Source organism: Verrucomicrobiota bacterium, from assembly GCA_019247695.1.
Lineage (GTDB): Bacteria > Verrucomicrobiota > Verrucomicrobiia > Chthoniobacterales > JAFAMB01 > JAFBAP01.
In genome coordinates this window covers 1-22280 of sequence record JAFBAP010000102.1, presented here as the reverse complement: position 1 = coordinate 22280, position 22280 = coordinate 1, and the positions used below count along the sequence as shown (strand labels likewise).

Here is a 22280-nt window from a genome sequence, read left to right as displayed (position 1 = left end):
TGTCGCATTCGCGGCATTCTAACCGGCGGCCTCGCCTAACGCCCCCAGCGCCAGGCGCGCAGCACCCGTACGAGTCTCCACGCCTAACTTCGCAAACAAGTTGTTTGCGTGCTTTTTGACCGTGTTTAACGACGCGCCGAGAATGATGGCAATTTCGGGGTTGGTTTTGCCTTCCGCAATCCAGTAAAGCACCTCAGCTTCCCGCGCCGTCAGACCAAGGCTCAGGAGCGCCTCGGGTCCGAAGGTGCCGTTTTGGCGCTCAATCCGTAGAAAAACCGCATTGCGATGCGTGGGCGAGCCGAAAGAATCAACCTGGATGGTGCCCTTTTTCGGATGCCGGACGGCCAAAGGAGCGCGCCCGGCACCTTGTTTCAGCCAGTCACGGATCACGGCCGGCAATACACTGCTGTCCGCACCTTCCTCTTTGGGCAGGTAAGTGCTCAAATAGATTTTGGCCTGGCGCGTGGCGAAAACGATGTTCCCTGCAAGGTCAGCAATCACCAACGCTTCGGCCAACGAGCTTTCCAGCTCCCGTTCAGCATCCAACCGCAATTCGATTTCTTCCTGCAGTTCCTGGTTTTTGCGTTCCAGTTCGCTCTGCAGCTCGCGAATCCGGAGGTGCGCCTGCACCCGCGCCTGCACCTCTTCCGGCTGAATGGGTTTGCCCAGAAAGTCGACTGCACCCGCGCTGAACGCTTCTAACTTTTTGTCCAGTGCGTCGGCGGCGGTGATAACGATCACCGGGATTGCGCCCCAACCGGGCCGGCGCTTGATCTGCCGGCAGGTCTCGATGCCATCAATACCGGGCATCATCAGGTCAAGCAGAATGATATCGGGCAGTTCACGTTCGAGTTGTTCGAGGCAACGCTTGCCGTTCTCGGCAACCAGCACCCGGTAACCCGCCCCGGTCAGGTAGCCGAGTAACACCTCCAGGTTCGCCGGCACGTCGTCTACCACCATTACCGTTTTCATGTCTTCTCAGGGTCCAGTCTCAGCGTTTCAATGATGCCCGGTCTCCCTTTGAAGGGGAGCTCGGGGGCTCGGCGGCTCGGCGCCCTTTGAAAGCCAGGTCGAGGGTGGGGCAGGCTCATTCGCGCCAAGCATTGACGTGCCGCCCTGAATCTAACCGTTCTCCCGGTACAAAGGCAATCCCGAAGGGCGCGGGCGCCCGCCGGGATAAAATTTATCCCGCGTCCTGACTCGCCGGGCCGCCCTTGCCGTCGCCGCTGGTCTGGCGCAACGCCGCAGCCAGCACTTCGTCGATGGTGCGGACGGGCTGGAATTCGAGCTGTTTGCGAGCTTCGGCCGGAATATCTTCGAGATCCTTCTCATTCTGGTACGGCATGAGTACCCGGCGGATGCCGGCCCGGAGCGCCGCAAGGCTTTTCTCCTTCAGGCCACCGATCGGCAAGACGGTTCCTCGCAAAGTGATTTCACCAGTCATTGCCACGTCGCTGCGAACCGGCCGCCCGCTGAATAAACTGGCGATCGCGGTCGTGATGGCGATCCCGGCGCTCGGACCGTCTTTCGGCACCGCACCGCTGGGCACATGGATGTGCACGTCGCTGGTGGCGAACAGCGTCGGGTCGATGCCGAGGCTCTCGGCGCGGCTCCGCACCACGCTGTAAGCCGCCTGCATGGATTCCCTCATCACGTCGCCGACCTGCCCGGTCAGCAACAAGCCGCCTTTGCCGGGGTATCGTGTCGCTTCCACAAACAGGATATCGCCACCGGTCGGCGTATAAGCCAGGCCGGTGACGACGCCCACCAGATCCTGGGAGAGCCGCTCTTCGCGAACCGCGCGCGAGGCATTGCCCAAAATGCGGCGAACCATCGATGGGGTGGCGCTTACCTGCGTAACGGCGCCTTTGGCGATCTCGGCAGCGACGGACCGGCAAACGGCTCCGATCCGGCGTTCCAGGTCACGGACGCCGGCTTCGTAAGTGTATTCCTGGATGATCACCTGAAGGGCGGCCTCTTCAAAAATACACTGCTCCGGTTTCAGGCCATGCTCGTCGAGCTGGCGCGGCACCAGGTACCGCAGTGCGATGTTCAGCTTCTCGGCTTCGGTATAGCCGGGAATCGAGATCATCTCCATGCGGTCGCGCAACGGCGCGGGAATGCCCTCGACGTAATTGGCTGTCCCGATAAAAATGACGTGGCTGAGGTCAAACGCGACATCAAGATAACGGTCCGTAAACGTGTTGTTCTGGCGCGGATCCAGGACCTCGAGCAAAGCGCTCGCGGGATCGCCTCGTATGTCCGAACCCACCTTGTCAAGCTCATCCAGCAACAGGACGGGATTGCGCACGCCGAGACGGCGGATTTCCTGAACAATCCGGCCCGGCATTGCGCCGATATACGTTCGGCGGTGACCGCGGATCTCCGCTTCGTCCCGAATCCCGCCCAACGAGATACGGGAGAACTTGCGGCCGAGCGCATCCGCGATGGATTGGCCCAGGCTGGTTTTACCGACGCCGGGAGGGCCCAGGAAACAGATGATCGGGCTGCGTCCCTCCGGCTTAAGCTTGCGCACCGCCAGAAATTCGATGATCCGCCGCTTTACCTTCTCCAGGCCAAAATGGTCGCGGTCGAGGATTTCCTGGGCTTTGGCCAGATCGGTATGATCCTCAGTTCCTTTTGCCCACGGCATATCGGCCAGCATTTCCACATAGGAAATGATGACCGACATCTCCGGGCTGGCGCTCGGGATGTGCGCAAGGCGTTTCAGTTCCCGGTCGGCGGCGTCGAGCACGTATTGGGGTGCACCCGCTTCCCTGAGTTTATGGCGAAGCTGTTCGGCCTGCTCCTCCCCTTCGGGTTCTTCTTCCCCAAGTTCCTTCTGGATGGCGCGCAGCTGTTCACGGAGGTACGCCCGGCGCTGCGTGTCCGAAAAACGGCCTTCTACATTCTCCCGGAGTTTCTGCTGAAGTTCGGCAATCTCAATCTGGCGCTGCAGAATCTCCTGCACTGCCTGGATCCGTTTCAGTAAATCGGGCTCTTCCAGAATGGCTTGTTTCCTGGCCGGCTCAGCGCCGAGATTGCCGGCCAGGATGTCCGCCAGCTGTTCCGGCGAGCTGAGATTGGCCAGCAGGCTCCGGATCTGCTCGGGAGTTTCCGGGGAAAGATCCAGGAGCCTCGTGGCGGAATCACGCAGGTGGTTGAAAGCTGCTTGCAGCTGCTTGTCATCGGGCGGCGGCTGAATGGTCGCGACCGGCTCAACAAACGCGCGCAGGTAAGGCTCCGTCTGTTCAAACGCGCGAATCCGTACCCGCTGCTGAGCCTGGACGAACAACGCCACCGTTCCGTCGGGCTGGCGGATCAATCTCAACACCTGCGCCGACACGCCGACCTCGTAAAGATCGGCCGGTCCGGGACGATCCTGCTCTTCCGAACGCTGCGCCACCAGCCCGAGTTGTTTGTTGTCGGGCAATTCGGTATCGACCAGTTTCAGGGCGGAAGGGCGGCCGATCGTCAGCGGTACGACGCTGCCGGGAAAAAGCACCAGGCCGCGTACCGGAAGGATAGGAAGCACGAACGAAGGCGTGACCCTGACCAGCTCGGCGCCCTCTTCGGAAGAATAACCCCCTTCCCGGTTCGTGTTATCGTTCGCCTCACTCCCCGGCGCTTTCGCGGCCGGTTGGTTGGAGTCAGCGGTACTGCGGCTTTCCAAATCGTCGGACATGGTTATTCAAAAGCCAAAAGCGTTCACGCAGGCCAGCGCAAAAAGTCGTGATCACCGTCGCGAAACCCCCTTAGTCGCCCGGCTCTCAGGCGTGGGCACGACGCGGCAGCACAATCCACAACATCGCGTCCAACCATTCGGTTTGGATGCGCTCGATCTCCAGGTCGAGCGGCAACGAAATTTCACGAGCAAACGCGCCATAATTAATTTCCATCGCCAGGACCCGCATGCGAGCGGTCTGTTCGTGCGCTTTCATGATGGCTGGCTCGGGCGGATTGCGGTAGCCGCGCACCAAAAGACGTCCGGGCTGGACCTCCACGTCCACCTGCCCCGGCTCGATTCCCGCCAACTCCAGGCAGACCCTGAGGGAGTTGTCACACTGAAAAATATTCACGGCCGGACGCCAGACAGGCTCCGGATCTTGAAAATGCGAGAAATGGACTTTTGTAATCTGGTACGCCACCTCGCCGAGTTGCCCCTGGAGTCGGCGTAACCGGATGTCGCGAATTCTACGGCTCACTCAGGATAATGTCACACGGCAGCCACGGCGCAAGGGTTTGGAGCTCGGAGCTCCGAACTCCGAACTTTACCGGCCGTTCCGCACCGCCAGGTTGTCCTGCACGTACCGGAAACTGTGCGCCAGGGAGTCAAACGGGTCGCCAGGGGTGACATCCTGTTCCACGACGAACCACTCGCACCCGACACGTTCCGCCTCCGCCACAAGGACTGAAAAATCCAGATTGCCCGTCCCGATTTCCGCCATAAAAGGCTGATTGTTTTTGAGATCGAACCCGTAATCCTTCAGGTGAAGGGCCGCTAATTTGCCTCGAAGCTCCCGGATGCAACGTTCCGGACTGACGCCGCCATATTGCGCCCAGTAGGCGTCGAGCTCAAAACTCAACGTCGGCGCCGCTCCGCGCAGGATGTTCAAGACACGTTCCCCATCGACCCGGGAAAACTCGATCGCGTGATTATGGTACGCCAGCTTCAGCCCGGCCCGGCCCAACGTTTCCGCGCTCTGTTCAAGCCGGTTGCCTAATTGCTCGATGTCCAGCCGCGAACTCAGGTCAACCTCCGCCGGGTAAGCGTACACGGCGAGCTTGGCCCCGATGACCTGCAGTTTGTCCACGATGGCTTCCGGATGAGCGATGAGCACGCTTTGGTGCACGTGCGCAGCGGCCACCGCCATCCCCGCATCGTTACAGATCCTGGCGATCTCCTGATCCTTAACTTTATCCGACGGGATCAGCTCCACGGCGGAGTAGCCGATTGATTTTAGGCGCTCAATGGCGCGTGAGAATCCCGACGGGTCGAGCACGTGATCCCGGACCGTGTAGAGTTGCGCAGCAACCTGGGAAAGTTTCATAGTGTAACGAGTAACTGGTAACTGGTAACTGATAACGGGTGACGGGCAGCTCGCAAGGCATAACGCACAGCAGCGCCTTTCGTCTTGCCGGCACCAGCCGCCGGGTACGAGTTACCAGTTACCCGTCACTCGTTGCCGTACATCTGGTGATAGAGGCGCTCGATGGCTTCTTCAGGGCTCTCGTGCAGCATCGCTTCACGGATCTGGCTCACGTACATCCCTAATGCGAAAGGGCTCACGGCCGGCACTTCCCGCAAATCCCACTCGTACCCGGGCGCCTCGTCCAGGAAGGCGAAGGCCCGCTCGGCGTCGAGAAACGTGTATTCGGCTTGGCGGTACGCCTCCTGCAACAACGGATGGTCCGGCTCGTGTTCCTGGAGCACCCGGAAGAGGATCTCGGCGTTCCAGCGGATTTGCCGGAGCCGGCGTTCACCGCCCGGCCGGTTGCGCGGCACCATTAACCCCGTTTGTGCGACTCCGCGGAACTGCCATCGGACCAGTTCGGAATCACGAAGGGCGCGCTCCAGGGCTTCGGCGGCGCCCTCGACCCGGATGAGCTGGCGCAACTGAGGCAGCGTCATGCGCTGAAAAGGCTGCAAGCTCAGAAGAAAGCCGTAATCGTCGACCGTGACCATCGCATTCCCCCCGACGACCTGCTTCATGCGGTAGGAGATGATGCGTGACAGGGCATCGTTGCCGCTTCGCCCGATGAGGGAATGGAAAAAGTAATTCAGCAAGCCGTCCTCGCCCTGATAACATTCGATGAGCAATAAGCGTTCGACGGGCACCCGCGAAAAACGGCGTTGCGCCTGGAAATGCGCGATGATGGCTTCGGCGTTGCTGGCACTGATTTCCTCCGTTTCGACGAGCCAGTCGAGCAGGCCGGGATCCTGCCGGTCAAGACGACGATTAATCTCGGTCCGGAAACGCACCACTTCCTGCGCAATCCCGGAAGTCAGCGGCATCCGGCCCGCATTCCAGGAGGGGACGATCGGTCCTTTGCCGCCGGCGGCTTTCACCTTCACATAACAGGCATTGGTCTCGACGAGTTGCACGATCCGGCCGGCCAGCACGAAGCGATCGCCCAGGTTTAACCTCTTGATAAAGCCTTCCTCGAGCTGCCCAAGTTTTTGGCGGCCCAGGAACACGGTGATAACGCCCTCGGCCGGGATTGTGCCGACGTTCATGAGGTACTCGCGTTCGACCCGCCGCGAGGGCAGGCTGATCCGGTCCTCCCGGATCACGATCTTACCAAACACGTCCGCGTACTGAGCGGACAAACGCCTGCCTCCCCCCTGCAGATAAGTCAGAACCTGCTCCAACCCTTCGGCGGTAAGGGCGCGGCAAGGCCAGGCCCTTCGCAATACGGCCAACACCTCCTCGCGATGAATCATCGGCGCAGCCATCGCCATACCGACCACGTGCTGCGCGATCACGTCCCAACAAAGCTCAGGGATCCGGACCGGATCGAGCCGGCGCTCACGCGTGAGCCGTGCGGTGACGACGCATTCGATCAGGTCGTTGATGTTGGTCGCGACCAGCACGCCGTAACTGGTCTGGTGGATGGAATGGCCGGCTCGGCCGAGCCGCTGCAAGGTCCGCGAGATCCCTTTCGGCGTCGAGACCATGATCACCAGGTCGATCGCCCCGACGTCGATGCCCATTTCAAGGCTGGTCGAACAGACCACGGCGCGCAGTTCCCCGTTCTTGAGCCGATCCTCCACCTGCAGGCGTACGCTGCGGTCCAGCGACGAGTGATGGATCTCGATCCGGCCGGCCAGCTCCGGCAGGAGCTGTTTCAGGCGCAGGCCGATGTTCTCTGCGCCGGACCGGGTATTGCAAAAAACCAGGACCGATTGGGATTTTTCGACGAGCCGCTTGGCTTCTTCCAAAATCCGGGTGCCGCTGAAACCGGCCGGGGGATAAGGCTGTTTGCGAACCGGTGAGAAAACCTCGATGACCTGCCTGCGGGCAACCTGCGCATTCGCGATCCAGCAGGCCCGCCGGGGTCCGACGAGGAAGGCGGCCATCCGCTCCAAGGGCGCCACCGTGGCCGACAGCCCGACGCGGCATAAGGGCCGTTCGCACAAAGCTTCCAGCCGCTCCATCGACAAGGCCAGGTCGACGCCGCGCTTGTTCTCGGCGATCGCGTGCAATTCGTCAATCACGACGTAACGGCAGCCGCGTAAACTCTCGCGATAATCGTTCTGGCAGAGGATGATGGCCAGACTTTCCGGGGTGATGAGCAGGATCTCGGGTGGATGGCGCCTGATGGCCCGGCGCTCCCCGGCAGGCGTATCGCTGGTCCGCATGGCCACCCGGATCTGCCCGTCAAGGCCCATCTCGGCCAGCGGTTGTTGCAGGTTTTTCTGGAGATCGTAAGTGAGGGCACGCAAGGGCGAAACATAAATGGCGTGAATGCCTGGTCCGCCCGGCACGGCCGAATCCGGCGGTCGACCGTTGCGGCCGGCGGTCCCGGAGGGATCCTGCACGATTCTTCCCCGGCACCGGCGCGCCGGCCCCGAAACTCGCGTTTCCCGCACGAGGTCGTCGATAATGCCCAGAAATGCCGCCAGCGTTTTGCCGCTGCCGGTCGGTGAACTCAGGAGCACTGACTCCCGGGCAAGGATCCGCGGAATGCACAACTGCTGGGCCTCACTGAATTCGCGAAAGCGACGCTCGAACCAGGTGGCGACGACTGGCGAGAGACGCGCACCGACGTTCGGCTCCCCCTGAGCAATACGGTACGCACCGGGTTGGTCCTGTGTCATTTTTGCACGTTAGCTATCCCCAACGCATTTATATTTATGTTACTTTATGGTTGTTGTCCGGCAGAAGCCTGAGAAATGAGGAGTCACCCTGCTGGAGTCGTCCGGCAATCCACTGCACCCCACAGAGCCGACCATGGTTGCAAGGAGTAGATCATGGCCCGGAAGGCAAACAAAGGCATCGATTCAAAATCGTCTCGGCAGGAACGGCCCGCGCCCCCGGCCGTTCCGGCAGATCCGGCCGGGCCTGAGGTGGCCGCATCCGCCTCCGAGCCGGTGCCCCGACCCGCTGGCGTCTCCGCCGGAGTTGACGCCGACCTGATCGTGGTCGGGATCGGGGCTTCGACCGGCGGCTTCGACGCCATCACCGCATTTCTCGAAAACCTGCCTGAGCAGACCGGCATGGCTTTTGTGCTCGTTCAAGACCTTGACCCGAGCGACGAAAGCACCTCCGACGCCGTGGGCACGCTCGGGTCAAAGACCGGAATGCCCGTCAAAGAGGCCAGCGACGAAGGCCGCGTCGAGGCAAATCACGTCTACGTCATTCCGCCGGGCGCTGACATGGTCATTGAAGACGGTATTCTGCGGCTCAGCCCGCGTACGTCGTTTGACGGCCAGCCCATGCCGGTTGACATCTTTCTCCGGGCCCTGGCCGCTGACCGCCATGACCGCGCCATCGCCGTCATCCTTTCCGGGCCCGGCAGCGACGGGGCCTTAGGCGTACAGACCGTCAAAGCTGAAGGCGGCATCACGTTTTGTCAGGAACCGGCTTCCGCCGGGAATCCCGGCATGCCGGCCGCGGCCATCAGCACCAGTTGCGTGGATTTTGTACTAGCCCCGGCAGGAATAGCCGGGGAGTTAGGCAGGATCAGCCGGCACCCTTACAGCCGCAAGCGGCCGGTAAAGGCGCCGGCCTCCGAAGGGGCAGCGGAAGCGAAGGTGGGAAAAGCGGGCGCAAAGAAAAGCGCCGCAGGCGCGGGCGGCGATGATCGTCACGGTGCGGAAATGCTGCGCGTGCTGATACTCCTGAGGAGTATTTTCGGGGCGGATTTCATGCACTATCCTCCGACGACGATTCAGCGGCGGGTGCTGAGGCGGATGGCCCTCCTGCACATCGACCGGGTGGAGGACTACGTGCGGTTTCTGCACGGCCACGAAGGGGAACTCGTCACCCTTCACCAGGAGATCCTGCTTAAGGTCAACAGCTTTTTTCGCGATCCCGGCGTCTTCGAGTTTTTGAAAAGGCGCGTTTTTCCCGGCATCGTCAAAGATTGCCTCGGCGACCAGGGCGTGCGGCTCTGGGTGCCTGGCTGCTCGACGGGCGAGGAAGCCTACTCACTCGCCGTCTGTCTATCTGAGTATCTCGAACAGCACCGGGCTCATTGTCCCGTTCAAATCTTCGCGACCGACTTGAGCGACGCCGCACTGGATCACGCCCGGGAGGGCACCTACATCGAAAACATCGCATTGGATGTTTCGCCCGAACGCCTCCGGCGCTTTTTCACCCGCATCGGCCGGAGTTACCGGGTCGCCAAACCGATTCGTGAACAGATCGTGTTCGCACGGCATAACCTCGTCAAAGACCCACCATTCTCAAGGCTGGATCTCATCAGTTGTCGCCACCTGCTGAGCGACCTGAGCCCGAATCTCCGGCGAAAGATCGGTTTCACCCTCCACTATGCCTTGCGGCCCGGTGGCCACCTGGTGCTCGGCCATTCGGAAAATGCGGACGAATTTGCCGGCCTTTTCACGCCCCTCGACGAGGAAACGTGCATTTTCGTCCGGCAAGACGCTCCTTCTCGCGGGCGCTCCGAATCGCGGGCGACCGGCCACCCCTCAGGGCCGGGGCGGCAAGCGCCGAGCCCGAAAACGCCTGACCCCCTTCCCCCCTATGCCCGTTCCGGGGGAGCCAACCCGTCCAGGACCGTGCAGGAGGCAGGCAGCCCGGAGATAGTGCAGGAGGCAAACCGGTTGCTTATCCAACGTTACGCGCCGCCAGGGGCGGTGGTAAACAGCCGTTTCGAGGTGATCGAGTTTCACGGGCAGGGTCACGCCTACTTCGAACCGGCTTACGGCAAGGCAAGTTTCAACCTGCTCAAACTGATCAAGGAGCCCTTGGCCATCCACGTCCGCAGCCTGGTCGCTGCCGCGCGTCGGAATTTTATCGCTCGAACTCAGCGCGTAACTTACCGCGAACACGGGCTAACCCACGAACTCGAACTGGAAGTGGTGCCCCTCACGGCACCCTCGGAACGCCATTTTCTGGTCCTTTTCCACCGCGCCACGCCAGGTGGCCCGCATGCGGCCTCCTCGGAGTCTGAACGCGCGTCCTTGCCCGCAGAGGAGAGGACGCCGCAAACCCACGAGGTTGAAACGTTGCGGCAGGAATTGGCGACCACGCAGCAGTACCTCGAAAGCATCATCAAAGAACAGGATGCGGCGACCGAGGAGATCAAGATTGCCAACGAAGAAATTCGTTCCAGCAACGAGGAACTGCAGTCGACGAACGAAGAACTCGAAGCGGCAAAAGAAGAACTTCAGACCAATAATGACGAGCTCGCCACGCTCAATCAGGAACTGCAAGTCCGCAACGCCGAGCTGGCGAACGTCAACAACGACCTCATCAACCTGGTCAACTCGATCAATTTCGCCATTCTCATGCTTGGCAGTGACGGGCGCATCCGGCGGTTCACCGCTATCGCCATGCGGTTGTTCAACCTGATCCCGGCGGATCTCGGACGGCCTTTCAGCGACATCCGGTCCAACCTGCAGGTACCGGATTTCGCCCACCTCGTTGACGAAGTCATCCAAACCGTGACAAGCAAGGAAAGAGAAGTTCAGGATAAGGAAGGCCGCTGGTACAGCATGAGCATCCGCCCTTACCGGACCTCAGAGCATAAGATTGACGGAGCCGTAATTTACCTCGTGGACATCGATGACCTGAAGCGCAGCCTCGAGGCGTTCAAGAGGTCCCGGGATTTCTCGCAAGCCGTGGTCGAAACCGTTCGTGAACCGCTCGTCGTTTTGGATGCCGGGCTCAAGGTGAAATCCGCGAATACGGCTTTTTATAACTTGATCGGCGCCGCTCCGCAGGAAACCCTCGGCCGGTCGTTCCATACCCTGGCCGATGGTGATTGGGATATACCCCGGCTCCGGCGGTTTCTGGCGGACGTCGTCGAAACCGGGAACCGGATCCAGGATTATGTCATCGAGCACAACTTTCGGGAGATCGGACGCAAGCGCCTCCTGTTTAATGGCCGGCGGATCAACGGGGAGGACCAAACGCCGCCGCTGATCTTACTCGCGATCGAGGACGTGACGGAAAGACGACGCGTCGAACAGCAGGTACTCGCCGTCAGCGAACGCGAGCGACGGCGGATGGCGCAGGAGCTTCACGATGGGCTCGGCCAGCACCTGACCGCCATTACGTTCGTCGCGCAAACGATCCATCACCAGTTAGAGCACCAGAATTACGCGGAAGCGACGAAGAATGCGGAGCAACTCGTTACTGAGGTGAGCGAAGCGACGGGGCTCACCCGGGATTTGGCCAAGGGCTTGCACCCGATGCAGCTGCAAGGGGACCAGTTCCAGACTGCAATGGGAACGCTGGCCAACAACGTCAGCAGCCTTTTTAAAGTTGTCTGCACGTTCCGTTGCGACCACCCGTGCCTGCCGCCCGCCGGTAGCGATGAGGGAGCTACCCAGCTCTACGGCATCGCCCAGGAGGCCATCAACAACGCGTTGAAACACGCCAAGCCGACCCGTATCACCATTTCCTATAAACAGGATCCTCAAACCGGGCGGGCCAGGCTTCTCATCGGCAACGATGACTCCGGCAGCCCGAAGCCTGCCGGCCCCGATCAGATTACGCGCGGCATGGGCCTAAGGATCATGCGTTATCGCGCCGAGAGCATCGGAGGAAAATTCCATTTCGATCAGGCTCCCGATGGCAGTACACTCGTCACGGCAACATTCGGCGAAGAGGGTGATGAAAAATGAGGGAGGCGATCTGCAGCATGCCCTGCACCCGGTCAGCCGGCGGGTTGCCCTAGCCTATCCGGAGTGCGGCGCCTCGTCACAGCAGAATTCACGTTTACGAATTTGATACATGAATCCTCCCGTCTTGCCGAAAGCGAGGATTATGCTCGTCGATGATCATGCGGTGATCCGTAAGGGCCTGGCTCTCCTGATCAATCAACAAAAACATCTTGCCGTCTGCGGCGAGGCGTCAAGCGTCGAAGAGGCACGCAGAATGACCTCCCTTTTGAAGCCGGATCTGATGATCGTCGACCTGACGCTCGGAAAGGCCGACGGACTCGAACTCATCCGCGACCTGCGTCAGGACGAACCGAATATCCCGGTGCTCGTGCTCTCGATGCACGACGAAGAAATTTATGCACCTCAAGCGCTTCGCGCCGGAGCCCGTGGCTACGTGATGAAACAGGACGCCGTCTATCAGATCTTTACCGCAGTTGACGAGGTCCTCGCCGGCCGGGTTTACCTGAGCGACAGGATGAAGCGGCAATCTGATGAACCGGACGCAGCCTCCTGACCACCGGGATTCCCGGTCGCCGGCATTCGCAGGGTTCTCTCTTTGCTCAAGCCGCAAAGGTGCGGTAATGGTAGGAATGGCTGCTTCTGAGGCGGTTGCCCGGTCCAAGGTCCTGATCGTGGATGATAACCTCCTGGTACGCAGGACTCTGACTCAGTTGATCAACCAGCGTGAGGACCTGGTTGTCTGTGGGCATGCATCCAGCGTTGATGAAGGGACGGAAACCGCCGTCCGCTTGAAACCGGACCTCGCCATCGTCGATCTCACCCTTGGCAATGAGGACAGTTTGCAGCTTATCCGGCAACTGCGCGAATGCGTGCCGGAGACGCGTATCCTGGTGTTGTCGATGCATGAGGAGGATGTCTTCGCCTTTCCGGTGCTTCGGGCCGGCGCCGACGGCTTTGTAATGAAGCAGAAGGCCGCTCAACACCTCTTCGCAGCAATCCATGCCGTTCTGGCCGGTCAAGTGTATGTGAGTCGCCCGCCCCGGTAAAATGCCACAAAACGGGTGCCGGGTAACAGGTAACGGGTAGCGGGTAACGAATGCCGGGTGGCGGATGGAAGACCGCAAGCCGAAGCTGTACCCGGTAAAGAGCGCCGCGCGTCAGCCCGGGAAGAACTGCTTCACCGGCGGTATGGAATCAACGCCATGCGCACGAGCCGTCGAAGTCACCCCTCAGCGGCATTTACTCGACGCGACACCCGCCAGTCGTTACCCGTTACCCGCCACTCTCTTCCATTTGTGGCATTTTTCCGCTTGTGGCATTCGCGGCATTGTCTAGAACCCAAGCGCGTTGCGGATTCGGTCCATGAACGGGTCCGGCACGCCGTAGCGATGGCGCAACTGGGAACGCCGGTAGCGACGCATTTGCCGGACGTAATCCCGACGGCGCTCCAGATAGCTTCGCTGCGCCTTGAGCTGTTCACGAGAAGCGCCCGACGCTGCGCCCAGGCGTCGATCCGTCATCGCAATCTGGGACTGAACCGCTCTTTCTTTGGCGTCCCACGCCGCTTCAAACTGCCGGAAAGCCTCGTTTTTCGATAACCGGGTCCTGGAATGAGCGCGGGTTCGGGTCCGATCAGCCGTCGGCGGCGCGCTTTCGTCCCCGGTGTCATTCCCTTCGGCTTCCGGTCCGACGCTTGGCAGCGGCTTTGCAACCGGGAACGGAACGGGCATCATGGCAAAAGCCTGGTCATCCTGCTGGCCCGCGAACGTGTGGTTTACACTGGCCGTCTGGCCGGCCGTTACGTCCACCGTCTGAAGGTATTCGGACCAGCCTATCGAGTGCAGGCGCACCGTGTAGCGCCCCGGTCCGAGCTGCGACAGGGTAACCGGAGCCAAACCCGTGAAGCGTTCCGAATTTGGTCCGATCACTTCGTAAGCTGTGTGCGGCATATCAGCCGCTAAAGACAAGCCTCCGTAAAGGGGTTCAAGCGTGACGGTACCAAGATCTTTAAGCTTCCCGGATTCGACCTCCACGTTGAGTTCCTGGGAAGCAAAGCCGGGTTTCGAAACCAGAATACGATGGGTACCCTTAGTCAACTGGCCTTTCCACGCCGGCGCCGCCATCACCCCGGCGCCGTCCACGGTGACCTGCACCCCGTCCGGCTCAGCCTGGAGAGAAACGGTTCCAGGTGAGGTGGTGTCAAAGGGGGCAGGGTGCGATCCATGCAGTTGTTCGTAAACGACCGCGCCGAGGACCATCGCCGCCGCAAAGGCACCGGCAACGAGGGCCGTTACCCCGCTGCTGGACCACGTCGGCCCGCCAACGGCAGCCGGGCGAAGTTGAGCACGTGCCGTGGCCGGAAGGGCGACCGCGTCGGATGGCAGGACCGCCGGCAGCAACGGCACTCCTTCATCCGCACGCGCCGCACGCCCGGCCGCGCTGGCGATGCCCGACGGCGAACCGGCCATCCTCACTACCTCCAATTCCCAGGTTAATCCGTTGGCCTTTTCGAGCTCCCAGAGAAACTCCTCGCTTGAGTTAAAACGCATGCGCCCGCTCATCACCCGCTTAAGCAGCGCGTTCGCCTCCGGTTTCAGCCCGGGAATCGGTTTGAAGCCGGATCGAACCAGCCGCCCGTGACGCTGCGATCGCTGAGCACCCCCCAACAATTCATAGATCAGCCGCGCAGTGTACCGAATCGCCAGGGCAACGGCCGGAGAATGACGGCGTGGCCAGAACGACAGTCTGTCCCGGCAGTCGGCCCCGGGCTGGATCAAGTTCCAGAGATCGACTTTAATCAGGAAAGTCGGCCAATCTGAAACCGGCTGCGTCGCAAGTTCTACCAAGCCGCACCGCCGGTCGCGTCCCTCGACAAACATTTCGGAGGCCGTCGGCCCTTTCCTTGAAGCGGTGAGCGCAGCCGTGACATCCAAAATCGTCAGCGGCAAAAGCCGCACCACATCCTCCAGGGTAAAGCGAACCCCAGCACGCAACAATTCCGCCAGGGACGGGCCGGAAGGGCGTTCCGTCACGACAAGTTCTTCACCCCCGTCCCGTACCAGGTCGAGGACGTTCAGGTAGTTCGGGTGCCGCAGACAAGTGAATGTCCGCGCCCGGCGACGCCACCAGGGAACCGCGAGACGAGAGGCAAGGCCGGCCTTTCGCAGGACGACCGGAACACCCAGCCGCAGATCATCAGCGAGCATACGGTCCGGGCCGAGACTCTCCCGCACCTGGTAGCGGCCGCCGACTAAAACGCTGAACGGAACCACCCCCCCTGACCGGGAGGCCGAAGGCGGCCACTCGGCTCTGATCGCCGGTCGCAAACCTGGCCCGACTCTGCTTGCCATACCCATGTCCGATGCTTTTGACGAAACCGTTGGCACGTTTTGCGTGTAGGCTCTACCGACCTATCTCATCCCGGGTTTGTCAATTGCTACCTTCTCTTCTCAACAGATACTCTGGGAGCCCTGCCGGGTGGGTTATTCCGGCTTTCTTCGGACGGCCGCGCTGCTACCCGCCCAGAAAGACAAGTTTGCCGGCGGTTGAGCAGGCCTATAGGCCCGGCACCAGCCACCGGCATGTGCTTTACGTTCGGTCAGTTAGCCCTATTCGGACTTTGCCGGACCTTCGTGATGCTTGCCTTCGTCATCGGCATGATGCTTGGCAGGCGCCGCTTCATGGTGCTGCGATTCGCGCTCGGATGCACCATTCTCCTTGTCGACGTGCTTGGGTGCTGAGGTCGTCGCGCCGCGCTCGCCGGCTTCATGTTTCGGCTTCTCAGCTTCGCCCGTGCCGGTGGCCGGGGTTTCCCGTCTCGACGTCTCTCGTGACCGTTCCGTGCCGGCGGCCTCCTCCTCGCGTTTCGGTGCTTCCCGCCTCTCCTGCGCGTTCACCGATTGCTCACGGACCGCGGGGGTTGACCGTGATCTTTCTTCATTCGTATTGGATGACGGCTCACGCGCAGGCTGGTTTCCGGTAGCACGTTCGGATACGGCCGGCCGTTCCGCTTCGCGTGACGTTCGTGCAGGCTCGCCCGTGCGGCCGTTTTCATTCTCTGTTCGTCGCTCCAGGTCCCGTTCCTGCCGGTTGTCCGGGTTAGCCGGCCGCGGCTCAGGAGTCGCGTTGCCCCTGGCCACCGCGGGAGAAGCTGCCCGTTGCGGTTCCGCGCGGCCCTGAGGCGTTGCTGCCGTTCGTGCGGCGGGCGTGGCTTCCGCCTGCGCGGGGGTGGCTTCCGCCTGAGGAGTGCGGGTCCCGGCTCGACCCGGAGCGCCCACCGCCTGCGCGGGCGTGGCGCCCTCCCGAGCCGGAGCGCCCACCGCCTGCGCGGGCGTGGCTCCTTCCCGGGCCGGCGCACCTACGGCCTGCGCGGGCGTGGCTCCTTCCCGGGCCGGCGCACCGATGGCCCGGGCCGGCGTAGCGCCCTCACGGGCTGCGGCGCCCACGGCTTGGCCCGGAGTGGTCCCTGGTTGAGGAGCAGCCCCTGCCGGTTGCGCGGGTTGCACCACTTCACCGGCGGCCGTCCGGGCCCGCTCCACCCTGCTCGGCGGCAACCCGGGCGGCACCGGTGCCTGGCGCTCAAAAGTCTGCCGTAACTCCGCCGCTCGGGTCTGATCCAATTCACGCCAGCCCCGGTCGATGGTCGCCCGCGTCAACGTCCGTGCGACCTCGGGTCGCGCCGCGGACTCTGCCTGCAACCTCTGAGGCGGCGCGTAGACTTCCAGCTGGTTTCCTCGAACGACCGTCCTGAAGTCCTCTCCCCGTTCCGGCGTGGTGTAAGCCAGGTTGTAACGAGGGATGCGTACGTTTGCTTCCTGCTCAAGACGCGTGTAATCCGGGCCGCCTACATCAAAGCCCCGGTTGCTATAGCGGATGTTGGTTACATTGCGCGTGTTGACGATGATCGTTTCGTTTTCGGTCGGCGGCACGACCACCCGGCGGTAACTCGGCTGCGCCAGATCGGCGGCGCGCACGAAAACATACGCTGCGGGGCCGATGTCATAGTAATTATCCGCCCAACCCTCAATCCGTACGTTCTGGTTTACCTCAGCCTCCGGCGGCAGCGGAGCCCAACCGATATACCCCCTGTCTTGACCTTGCCCCTCACCCTCGCGCCAGGAAACCCAGGCCGGCCCCCATTCGTTTCCGGGCACCCAGACCCAACCGGTGTCAGAGCGGCGTGCCCAACGGCCGTAATGGTAGCATGCCCACCCGAAATCTTCGTTTGAAACCCAGGTCCAGCCGCGGTCGGTGTATACCCAGTGCCCGTCGGTGTACGGACGCCAGTTCTGATCCTCGGCGGCCCTCGACGGCTGCCAGACATACCCGTAACTAGGATCTTGCAACCATTTACCTTGCGATTGGAGCCGGGTGTAGAACAGGGCGTACGAATTCACGTTACCGCCGCCTTGCCCTTCGTCAGACGAAGCCGTTGCCGGCGTGGGACCAGGCCCGTTTTGACCTCGGGATTCGGGTGCGGGTGCGCTTTCCGCGGTCTGGGCCGAACCGCCCCGCCCAAGCCGGTCGATGGCCTGCTGTAACGCCGCTACCTGCTTGCGCAGATCATCCAGTTGCCACTGCATGACTTGCTGCTGGCGTTGCAACTGCGCAACCTCGTCTTCCAGCGAAGCCGATTGGGGCGGCGGCTGATTATTATCCTGCGCCGGGCTAAGCCCGCCAAGGGCAAAGGCGCTCAGCGCCAAGCTCGCAAACAAAAACGCGGTTTTCATAACGGAAAATTGGGGGACCAAGGGATCAATATGCTTGTCTAGTACCTAGTTTCGCGCAGGCCTTTCCAGCCAGCCTTTATGTCACCATTTAACAAACTTCTATTTTTTATGGAACCCATAAAAGCTCCCCTGCTTTCGGCCGGTCCCGGACCGGCCCGGTGATCACCCGATCACGGGCGTAACCGGCCCGAGCAACCCTGACCCGGGCGAGGCGCGTCAAAGCCCCGGGCCAGCTCGCGTAAAGATTGCATACCGGCGACCGCAGGGCCGGGCTTGGTCGCTGCTTCAGAGCCGGTTTGCAGGCGAGCCACTCTGCCGGCAGCTCCGGCCGGCATGATGTTGAAGTCGCCTCCAAAGTGGACGCTCAACCCACGCACGATCTCAAGGGCGTGCCTGGGTTTGAGCTCGGCCAAGGCGATGCCCTCCTGCTGAAAATCGCCCATCAACGAGTGGTCCTGGAAGACGCCCGCTGTACCTGTGGTCGCGCGGTTGGCCGCCAACGGATCCACGTACTCGTCTTTAAGGCCAAAAGCGTGCCCCACCTCGTGCGCTCTGACGATTACCCCGGAGTCCACGAACCAATGCTGCAAGTTGTCGCGTCCGAACCCGGCATGCACAGCCACGCTCAGGTCCGGGTCCGAAGCCACAAATTCCACCTGGACTCGAACCGGTCGTTGGCGGCCGCTTTCCTGCTCCACGATAAAGCGTTGGTCGAAATAGTGCGCAACCGCCCTCTCGGTCTCGTGTCGGACCTGATCGAGGCCGGCGCTCGTAACTCCTGGCCAGGGCCGGAGTTGCAAGCGTAAAGCAAGGGCGACCTGCCCCGGCGAAAGCAACGCGCGATAAGAAGCCGCCCAGCCGTACGGCGCGTCCGCGACTCGCCGGCTGATGCGGAGGTGTGGATCTGGCATACCGCGTTGCGAAACCTCAAAAACGGATGATGCCCCCTGAGGATTCAACCGCCAGCCGTTCCAAACGGCTGATCAACCGGTCCACGGCAGGATCGCGCCAGCGTTGGTTACTCCAAAATTCCAGGTCGATCGTCTCCGACGGGGTGGCGGCCCGCAGCCGGACCCTGGTTTCACCGGGAACCGGGACAGGTTCGGGCAGGTCAGCAACGCTCCGGCGCGCCTTTCTCAGGAGTACCAGGATTTCCCGGTACACGGCCGGATCCGCCTTTTCGTTAAAACCGCTGTGTCGGCCGCCGCAGTTCTGCTCGACGAGCACTTCACCATTCGCGGATAGCCGGACCACGGTTCGGCCGCCAAAATGGGGGGTGCCGGTTTCATAGGTAATCATTTTTTGGTGCGAACCGATTCGCGCGAGTTTGCAGGCGTATCTTCCCACCGGCGCCGGGAACTCCACCCCTCCGGGTCGCGCACCGGAACGGTCTCGATGGCGCCGCCAGTCCTTGCACGCTTAGCGAATGCCTCGAAAAAATGCAACTTAAAATAATATTGTTTTATATTTGGGTCACCCGCGGTGGAAAGGCCTCCCCGGCTGGTTCCCCCCGGCCCTCCAATCCCTCCTAAGGCGTCACGTCCGTACGCCCATCCAAACAAACACCCGCCTGCTGGGTTGGATTTGCTAAAGGGGTTCCCCTGCGTTCAGCCCCGAAAATGCATCCGGAGTTGGCTGGTGACGGTTAAGCCTGCATTGTTGGCACCATGTCGGACCAAGACAACCATTCGGATTCCATCCGGCCGCTCAGTTACGGCGATCTGCGGCGGGTGATCGGGCTGATCACCCTGTTGCTGATCGGCTTCATGCTGGCAACGCGGTTGCAGTTTGTCCTCATCCTTTTTGCCGTGACGCTCATCCTGGCGATGGTGTTCAACCCATTCGTTGTCATGCTCCAGCGGCACGGCGTTAAGCGGGGCCTGGCGGTCGCGTTGCTCGGCCTGATCACCCTGGCTTTGCTGGCCGCAGGCTTCTCCTTTCTCCTGCCGCCGTTCTTGGATCAGGTCCAGCAATTGATCCAACAAGCCCCCGAGCTTTGGCGGCACGTTTACGGGCAAGCCGATCAATTCTTGAAACGTTACCCGTTTATCCAACAGATTTTTCCCGATCAACCCGGCGATCTGGTCCAAGCGGCGGGTACCCAGGTCAGCGGTCTGGCTACCTTCCTGCTGCGATCCACCCTCAGCGTTGTGGGCGGCTCGATTCTGGTGGCGCTGGCCGCGCTCGTGCTGGTGTTCCTGCTCGTCAACCCGCAACCGCTGGTGGCCAGCTTCCTGGAGGTTGTCTCCCCCCGGTACCGCACCCAGGCGCGGCGGGCGCTTCTAAGGATGATGGAGCAGATGAACGCCTGGGCCAGGGGCGTCTTGATAAACGGGGTCATCACCGCCATCACGACCGGGCTTCTGCTGGCCTGGGTCGGGGTGCAACCGGCCTACGTTTTCGGGGTGTTCGCCTTCATCGGTGAATTCGTGCCGATCGTCGGTCCTGTGGTTGTCGCCGTCCCTGCCCTACTGGTGGCGGCCAGCCTGGGAGTCAGCCATTTTTTCCTGGCCTTGCTGGCCATTCTCTTCGTCCAGCAGGTGGAAACCAACGTGCTGATTCCGTTTGTGATGGGCAGACAAATGGACCTTCATCCCGTCATCATCATGTTCTTCACCCTTGCAATGGGAACGTTGTTCGGCGCCGTCGGCGCTTTCCTGGTGGTGCCGGCTGCGGCGCTTTGCAAAATCCTGATCGGCGAGTTTTACCTGCATCACCGCCGCCATGAAGATAAGCGGCAGTTCGACGCAGAGGCGCGGGAAATCGTAACCCGGCGGGCAAAAGAAGGGGCTGATTGACCCGCTCGCGCCTCCCCGCCAGGGGTGACCGGGAGCCCAGGCCAACCGCCCTCGCCGCAGGCCTCTCCCGGTGAAACATGGTATTGCGTCCCGCCGGCACGGGAGACCGAACCCGGCTTTGTTATGCCGTCCGTCCGTGGTTCGTTCCAACTTATTCCGGCCACGGTGAATATGAGAGGTCTGCCTTAATGCTGGCGGGACGCGGAAAACACGTACAAAGGCTTGCGTTTACCGGCCCTGCTCCTTTTCATCAGGCATGAACGCATCGGGCGAACACCTTTTCATCCGTTAATGGTTCTCGAAGAACTACTACCCAGGCTAACCGCCCACCTGAATAACGAACGCGAACGCCTTACCCGCCTCTGGCTGGATGCCGTGCGGCAAAGCTCTGATCTCCCGTCGAGCCGTCACCTGAGCGATGAGGAGTTAGCCGATCACCTGCCCAAAGTATTCGACGATCTGGGGCGCTACTTGCGCGAACAGGATGGCATCGGGCCCAGGACGGCGGTCATGGAGGCGGCCAGGGAGCACGGCGGCCAACGTGGACGGCAAGGTTATCGGCCGGGGGAAGTGCTTCGTGAGTTTGGTGTCCTGCAGCGGATCATTCTCTTTGAGACCTTGGACGCCTTCGCGCAGCAGCATGAGCTGAACGAAACGGAGCTCAAACCGGCGCGGGACCTGTTATTCCGTTTTTTCGAGGATGCCGCCGTGGCTTCGACCGAACGCTTTTTCGAAGAAGCGGCCGCATGCCTGGCGACCGCCAACCAGCGGCTGGCGGAAATCGACGCGTCACGCTTGCAGCTTTTGCGGGCCGCCACCCATGAACTCGGCGGGCTCCTGCAGGCCCTGGGCTTTGCGATTTCCGCCGGGCTTCAGGGGATGGGTGAAACCGAACGACGCCGGATGCTTACCCTCTGTGAACGCAACGTGGCGGACATGGCTGCCCTGCTGGAGGAATTACGGGAATATGGATTGCTCCTGGCAGGCGGCGCGCACCCCGAATGGGAAACGTTCGAGGTCCGAAACTTTGCAGAAGATGCGATTGCGGCCTGGCGGCTCTACGCGCGGGAGACGGGCGTCGACCTCCAACTCCGGATCGACGCCAGCCTGAAGAAGGTCGAGAGTGATCGTCGCCGGCTCCGGCAGGTGGTCGGCAACCTGGTTTCCAATGCCATCAAATACCACGACCCCAAAAAGGCGAAGCGCTGGGTCCGGCTGGTGTTCGCACCGCGAGACTCCCGCTGGTGGTCAATCATTGTCGAGGACAACGGTATCGGTATCGCCCCTGAAAACCTCGAAGCCGTCTTTGCCGAATTCGGACGCGGCACACCGCCTCCAGGGGTTCAGGGCACCGGCCTCGGTTTAACCATCAGCCGTCGCCTGGCCGGCATGCTCGGAGGGGAAGTGCACGTCCAGTCACAACTCGGGCAAGGCAGCCGTTTTGAGGTGATCCTTCCCTCAAAGGCGAACCCGGTCCCGCCTGCGTAGCCGGCGAGGGCTACCCCCCTTGCGCGAATGCACCCCACGGCGCGGCGCTCGTTCAGGACGGGCAGGGTGGGCACACGCCGTATGCCTTTCACCATTTGGCGGCCATGGAGGTAAATTTTCGTCCTCCTTCCCAGGTGCCCTGCCGGAGTTACACCTATTAGACCGTATAACCAGTCGTAGGTCCAACAGGCCGGAAGATGGTTTGATGGCCTGAAGGGCCAAAGGACCTTAGCCCAGGGTTTACCCCTTGTCTTTACCCACATCTTTGCAACCCCTTGCGTCCCAGCACGTTACAATGGGATGTTCTTCTGAACACGCGTTATGCAGGTAGTTGGGGGACAACCACTTGTGAAAACGAGCTCCCAGATGTGGGCAACAACAAGGGGTTTACCCTGGGCTAAGGTCCCACGGCCCGTTGGGCCTAAGGTCGATTTAACCAGCCACGGA

The 22280-nt window shown here is 61.6% G+C and carries 14 protein-coding genes; 5 read left to right on the top strand and 9 right to left on the bottom strand.

Annotation, left to right across the window (positions count from 1 at the left end):
* Window positions 1–18 precede the first annotated feature (18 nt).
* From JO015_11595 to JO015_11575, 5 genes are all read right to left on the bottom strand, one after another.
* Window positions 19–972 carry a response regulator gene (locus JO015_11595; GenBank protein ID MBV9999741.1) on the bottom strand — a complete coding sequence of 318 codons (954 nt, stop codon included), beginning with the start codon at window positions 970–972 and terminating at the stop codon, window positions 19–21.
* Window positions 973–1183: 211 nt separating this feature from the next.
* Window positions 1184–3685, bottom strand: coding sequence for an endopeptidase La (gene lon, locus JO015_11590; GenBank protein MBV9999740.1), 2502 nt, complete (start codon window positions 3683–3685; stop codon window positions 1184–1186).
* An 85-nt stretch (window positions 3686–3770) separates the two neighbouring features.
* Window positions 3771–4205 (bottom strand): Hsp20/alpha crystallin family protein, encoded by a 435-nt coding sequence (locus tag JO015_11585; protein MBV9999739.1) that lies wholly within the window; start codon window positions 4203–4205, stop codon window positions 3771–3773.
* A gap of 66 nt (window positions 4206–4271) precedes the next feature.
* Window positions 4272–5051 (bottom strand): sugar phosphate isomerase/epimerase, encoded by a 780-nt coding sequence (locus JO015_11580; GenBank protein ID MBV9999738.1) that lies wholly within the window; start codon window positions 5049–5051, stop codon window positions 4272–4274.
* Window positions 5052–5176: 125 nt separating this feature from the next.
* Window positions 5177–7822, bottom strand: a complete 2646-nt coding sequence (locus JO015_11575; protein ID MBV9999737.1) for a DEAD/DEAH box helicase — start codon at window positions 7820–7822, stop codon at window positions 5177–5179.
* 273 nt (window positions 7823–8095) lie between these two features.
* On the opposite strand from JO015_11575, the gene JO015_11570 reads away from it, so the two are divergent.
* From JO015_11570 to JO015_11560, 3 genes are all read left to right on the top strand, one after another.
* Window positions 8096–11818 (top strand): PAS domain-containing protein, encoded by a 3723-nt coding sequence (locus JO015_11570; GenBank protein ID MBV9999736.1) that lies wholly within the window; start codon window positions 8096–8098, stop codon window positions 11816–11818.
* A gap of 109 nt (window positions 11819–11927) precedes the next feature.
* Window positions 11928–12371: a response regulator transcription factor gene (locus JO015_11565; GenBank protein ID MBV9999735.1), complete on the top strand. Its 444-nt coding sequence runs from the start codon at window positions 11928–11930 to the stop codon at window positions 12369–12371.
* 76 nt (window positions 12372–12447) lie between these two features.
* Window positions 12448–12864 carry a response regulator transcription factor gene (locus tag JO015_11560; GenBank protein ID MBV9999734.1) on the top strand — a complete coding sequence of 139 codons (417 nt, stop codon included), beginning with the start codon at window positions 12448–12450 and terminating at the stop codon, window positions 12862–12864.
* 285 nt (window positions 12865–13149) lie between these two features.
* Here JO015_11560 and JO015_11555 read toward each other — a convergent pair whose 3' ends face one another.
* The 4 genes from JO015_11555 to JO015_11540 all read right to left on the bottom strand — a co-directional run bounded on the left by JO015_11555 (window position 13150) and on the right by JO015_11540 (window position 18846).
* The gene (locus JO015_11555) at window positions 13150–15024 is read right to left on the bottom strand and encodes a PEGA domain-containing protein (protein ID MBV9999733.1); all 1875 of its coding nucleotides are present in this window, start codon (window positions 15022–15024) and stop codon (window positions 13150–13152) included.
* Window positions 15025–15426: 402 nt separating this feature from the next.
* Window positions 15427–17547 (bottom strand): hypothetical protein, encoded by a 2121-nt coding sequence (locus JO015_11550; protein MBV9999732.1) that lies wholly within the window; start codon window positions 17545–17547, stop codon window positions 15427–15429.
* A 170-nt stretch (window positions 17548–17717) separates the two neighbouring features.
* Entirely contained in the window at window positions 17718–18458 is a 741-nt protein-coding gene (locus JO015_11545; protein MBV9999731.1) for a hypothetical protein, read from the bottom strand.
* Between the two features lie 16 nt (window positions 18459–18474).
* Window positions 18475–18846 carry a hypothetical protein gene (locus tag JO015_11540; GenBank protein MBV9999730.1) on the bottom strand — a complete coding sequence of 124 codons (372 nt, stop codon included), beginning with the start codon at window positions 18844–18846 and terminating at the stop codon, window positions 18475–18477.
* A 368-nt stretch (window positions 18847–19214) separates the two neighbouring features.
* On the opposite strand from JO015_11540, the gene JO015_11535 reads away from it, so the two are divergent.
* Both JO015_11535 and JO015_11530 read left to right on the top strand, forming a co-directional pair.
* The gene (locus JO015_11535; GenBank protein MBV9999729.1) at window positions 19215–20345 is read left to right on the top strand and encodes an AI-2E family transporter; all 1131 of its coding nucleotides are present in this window, start codon (window positions 19215–19217) and stop codon (window positions 20343–20345) included.
* Window positions 20346–20636: 291 nt separating this feature from the next.
* On the top strand, window positions 20637–21833 hold the full coding sequence (locus tag JO015_11530) for a sensor histidine kinase (GenBank protein MBV9999728.1): 1197 nt from the start codon (window positions 20637–20639) through the stop codon (window positions 21831–21833).
* The last annotated feature ends 447 nt before the right edge of the window (window positions 21834–22280 follow it).

Excerpts from the sequence above, each read along its gene's own strand:
- JO015_11575 (MBV9999737.1), bottom strand. The coding sequence starts at position 7,822 with ATGACACAGGACCAACCCGGTGCGTACCGTATTGCTCAGGGGGAGCCG.
- JO015_11565 (MBV9999735.1), top strand. The coding sequence starts at position 11,928 with ATGAATCCTCCCGTCTTGCCGAAAGCGAGGATTATGCTCGTCGATGAT.
- JO015_11555 (MBV9999733.1), bottom strand. The coding sequence starts at position 15,024 with ATGCTCGCTGATGATCTGCGGCTGGGTGTTCCGGTCGTCCTGCGAAAG.
- JO015_11560 (MBV9999734.1), top strand. The coding sequence starts at position 12,448 with ATGGCTGCTTCTGAGGCGGTTGCCCGGTCCAAGGTCCTGATCGTGGAT.
- JO015_11535 (MBV9999729.1), top strand. The coding sequence starts at position 19,215 with ATGTCGGACCAAGACAACCATTCGGATTCCATCCGGCCGCTCAGTTAC.
- JO015_11545 (MBV9999731.1), bottom strand. The coding sequence starts at position 18,458 with ATGCCAGATCCACACCTCCGCATCAGCCGGCGAGTCGCGGACGCGCCG.
- JO015_11530 (MBV9999728.1), top strand. The coding sequence starts at position 20,637 with ATGGTTCTCGAAGAACTACTACCCAGGCTAACCGCCCACCTGAATAAC.
- JO015_11595 (MBV9999741.1), bottom strand. The coding sequence starts at position 972 with ATGAAAACGGTAATGGTGGTAGACGACGTGCCGGCGAACCTGGAGGTG.
- JO015_11550 (MBV9999732.1), bottom strand. The coding sequence starts at position 17,547 with ATGAAAACCGCGTTTTTGTTTGCGAGCTTGGCGCTGAGCGCCTTTGCC.
- lon (MBV9999740.1), bottom strand. The coding sequence starts at position 3,685 with ATGTCCGACGATTTGGAAAGCCGCAGTACCGCTGACTCCAACCAACCG.
- JO015_11580 (MBV9999738.1), bottom strand. The coding sequence starts at position 5,051 with ATGAAACTTTCCCAGGTTGCTGCGCAACTCTACACGGTCCGGGATCAC.
- JO015_11540 (MBV9999730.1), bottom strand. The coding sequence starts at position 18,846 with ATGATTACCTATGAAACCGGCACCCCCCATTTTGGCGGCCGAACCGTG.